Genomic DNA, 4,018 nt, shown 5'->3' on the forward strand with positions numbered 1-4,018 from the left:
CGGAGGAGCCGAGCCTGCCGCCGGAGGAACCGGAGCCGGAAGAACCGCCAGTGGTGGTGCCGGTGGAACCCGGCCTCCCACCTGTGGAGCAGCCTCCGAAGGCGCAGGTGCCTGTGGTCACCGCCTCCGATGCCGCCGGGCTGGAGGATACGGAGATCGCCCTGCATCTCTCTGCCGCCTTAGGGGACGTGGATGGCGCGGAAACACTGTCGGTCAGCATCTTCGGCCTGCCTGAGGGCGCGACACTCTCGGCCGGGGAGCGGCAGGCGGATGGCGGCTGGCTGGTCTCGCCGGCCGACCTGCCTGGCCTGACCTTGCGGCCACCGGCCGATTTTGCCGGCAGCCTGGAGCTGACACTGCGTGCCACCGCGCGCGAAGTCACCGGCGATGCCGCCAGCAGCGAGGCCAGCTTCGAGGTGCGGGTGGCGCCGGTGGTGGATGGCGCCGTGCTGGCAGGCCTTGCCGCGGGCAACGAGGATCAGTGGATCACGCTGGACACCTCCTTCGGCGCTTCGCCGGATGCCTCGGAAGCCTGGGATGCGCGCGTGCTCATCCATGGCATGCCAGCGGGGGCTGTGCTCTCGCAGGGTGAGGACCTGGGCGGCGGCATCTGGGCAGTGGAGCGGGCGGCGCTCGCCGCTGGGCAGGTGGCCATCCTGCCGCCGGCCGACAGCGACGCGCCCATCGCCCTGCGGCTGGAAGCGGTGATGCGAGACGCCGAAGGTGGCAGCGCTGAAAGAAACATCGAGGCACCGCTGCTGGTCCAGGTCGCCGCGGTGACGGATGCGCCCATGGTGATGGCCGCTGCCGCGTCGGGGCAGGAAGATGGAAGCCTGGCGCTACATCTTTCGGCGGCGCTGGTTGATGTTGATGGCTCCGAAACGCTGTCGGTCAGCATCCTCGGGCTGCCGGACAACGCGCTGCTTTCGGCCGGGGAGCGGCAGGCGGATGGCGGCTGGCTGGTTTCGCCATCCGACCTGCCTGGCCTGACCCTGCGGCCGCCGGCTGATTTCGCTGGCATGCTGGCACTGACACTGCGCGCCACGGCACGGGAGGCCAGTGGCGATCTCGCCAGCAGCGAGACAGGCTTCTCGGTCATGGTGGCGCCGGTGGCCGATGCCGCCATCATCGCCGCCAGCGGCGAAGGCGAGGAGGATTGCTGGATTCCGCTGCGTGGCAGCCTTGCCCTGCGCGATGCCGATGGCTCGGAGCATTTCGGTGAGACGCTGGTGGTGCGCGGCATGCCGCCGGGCGCCCTGCTCTCGCATGGGCAGGAGGTTGGGCCGGGTGTCTGGGAGGTGGCGCTGGAGGCCTTCCAATCCGGCATGCTGGCACTGCTGCCCCCCGCCGACAGCGATGCCGACCTGCGGCTTGTTTTCGTTGTCACCACGGTCGATGAAGCCGGGGGCCTGCAGGACCGGCGGGAGAGCGAGGCCGAGGTGCATGTGGTGGTGCGCCCGGTTGCCGATGCGCCCATTGTCACCGTGGCCGATGCCCAGGGACAGGAGGATACGCCCCTGCGGCTGGCGGGCCTCGGCGGCGCGCTGCGGGACACCGACGGTTCGGAAAGCCTGGGCTTCCTGCTCGGTGGCCTGCCTGCCGGCGCCAGTCTCAGCGCCGGCATCCGGCAATCCGATGGCAACTGGTGGCTGACGCCGCAGCAGCTGGAAGGATTGTCGCTGGCGCCGCCGGCGCAATTCTCCGGCAGCTTCAACCTGACGCTGACGGCCGTGGCCACGGAAGCGGCGGATGGCCAGCCCAGCGCCCGCACCGCCGCCAGCTTCACCGTCAGCCTCGGCCCGGTGGCGGATCTCGGCAGCATCAGCGGCAAGGTGACGGGCAAGGAGGATACGGCCATCGCGTTGCGGCCCAGTTTCTCGACGCTGGATACCGATGGTTCGGAAAGCTGGTCGGAACTCAGCCGCATCGCGGGTGTGCCGGCGGGAGCGGTGCTGAGCCAGGGCACCCTGGTCTCGCCCGGCGTCTGGGATGTCGCGACGGCGGAGCTGCGCGCCGGGCGGATTTCCGTCACGCCGCCGCCCAACAGCGATGCCGATTTCACCCTCACCGTCACGGCGACCCTGAGCGATACCGGCAATGGCAAGACCGTCAGCCGCGTGATCACCGGCAGCTATGCCGTCACCGTCACCGCCGTGGCCGATGCGCCCCTGGCCAGCGCCGCCTCCGTCAGCGGCTTCGAGGACCAGCCGATCCCGCTGTCCCTTGCGGCGGCGCTGCGCGACACCGATGGCTCGGAAAGCCTCAGCCTCTCCATCCTGGGGGTGCCGGCGGGGGCGGCGCTCTCGCGCGGCAGCCGCGCCGCCGATGGCAGTTGGAGGCTCGCGCCCGCCGACCTCAATGGCCTGACGCTGACGCCGCCGCGCGATTTCTCCGGCACCATCGCGCTGACCCTCAGGGCCACGGCCCTGGACCGCGACAACAGCAGCGCCACCACCACCGCGGCCTTCACGGTGCAGGTGCGGGGCGTGGCCGATGCGCCGCTGCTGCGAACCGGCCCGGTAGCGGGGGATGAGGACAGTGCCATCGCGCTGCATGCCACGGCACTGGTCACGGATGTCGATGGCTCGGAAAGCATCATCGCCTTCCGGCTGGCGGATGTGCCGGAAGGCGCGGTGGTGCGGGCCGGTGGCAGCGTGCTGGCGCGGCAGGCGGATGGCAGCATCCTGGTGGCGCCTGCCGCCATGGGCAGCCTGACGATCACGCCGTCACCGGATTCCGACCGCAGCTTCACCCTGCGCATTTCCGCCATCTCGGCCGAGCCGAATGGCAGCCGGGCGGAAAGCCTGCCGCAGGACCTGCCGGTGCATGTCCGCGCGGTGGCCGATGCGCCCGTGATCACCGGCACGGGCGGGCAGGGTGTCGAAGATACGGCGGTGCCGCTCGACCTTTCCGCCGCGCTGGTGGACACGGATGGGTCGGAGACGCTGTTCGTCCTGGTCTCCGGCCTGCCGGCGGGGGCGCGGCTGAGCGCCGGCACCTTCCGCGGCGATGGCGCCTGGTCCCTGACGGCGGCGGAAGCGCGGCATGTGTCGCTGCTGCCGCCAAAGGATTTCGCCGGCACGCTGCCGCTCACCGTCACTGCCATCGCGCAGGAAGGCAATGGCGGCTCGCAGGCGCGCAGCAGCGCGGTGCTGCCGGTGCGCATCACGGGCGTGATCGACGCGCCGGCGGTGGGCGGGCTGGATGGCCATTCCGGCAATTGGGGCCGCATGAGCGGGGCGGAGGACCAGCCGATTGCCCTGCGGCTCAACCCCGGATTGCGCGATGCCGATGGGTCCGAGCGCGTGGTGGGCAGCGTGCTGCTGGGTGGCGTGCCGGCGGGCGCCGTGCTGCGGCTGGCCGATGGCACGGTGGCGGCGGCCGGGGAGGATGGCTTGCACCGCATCGATGCCACGCGGATGGCCGGCGTCACCCTGACCATGCCGCGTGACAGCGACAAAGCCGCGACGCTCAGCATCCGCATGACGGTGGAGGATACCAGCGGCGCGCGGCTGGAGATCGGCGGCAGCATGCTGGTGGAAGCCACCGGCGTGGCCGATGCGCCGCTGCTGGTGGTGCGGGATATCCAGGCGCCCGGCCATGCCGATGCGGACCCGGCCTCGGGCTGGGTGCCGCTGCAGGTGGAGGCCGCGCTGGCGGATACGGATGGATCGGAACGCCTCTGGCTCTGGCTGCGGGACCTGCCGCCGGGCTTCACGCTCTCGGCCGGCCATCCGGCCGGGTCGGAAAGCTGGCTGGTGCCGGCGGAGGCCATTCCCGGCCTTTCCATCCGCCCGCCCGCCGGCTTCACAGGGGAGGTGGCGCTGCGGCTGGAGGCCATGGCGGTGGAGCGGGGCGGAAGTGAAGCCGTCACCAGCGGCTTGCTGCGCCTGACCGTCGCGCCTGCCACGGGCGGCGGTGGCGATGTTCCCCCGGGTGGCGGTGACGGCGGCGGCGTGGCCGTGCCGGATATGCCGGGCACCCCCGCCGCTCCGGCCACGCCTCCGCCCGCGCCCGC

Annotated in this window: 1 protein-coding gene; it reads left to right on the forward strand. The window is 71.8% G+C overall.

All coding sequences use genetic code 11. From position 1 onward, the window contains the following. Positions 1–4,018 (forward strand): Ig-like domain-containing protein (locus IBL25_RS27425; RefSeq protein ID WP_275296064.1); only part of this gene is annotated, 4,018 nt, incomplete at both ends.

This window comes from Pseudoroseomonas ludipueritiae (assembly GCF_014490445.1).
Taxonomy (GTDB): domain Bacteria; phylum Pseudomonadota; class Alphaproteobacteria; order Acetobacterales; family Acetobacteraceae; genus Pseudoroseomonas; species Pseudoroseomonas ludipueritiae.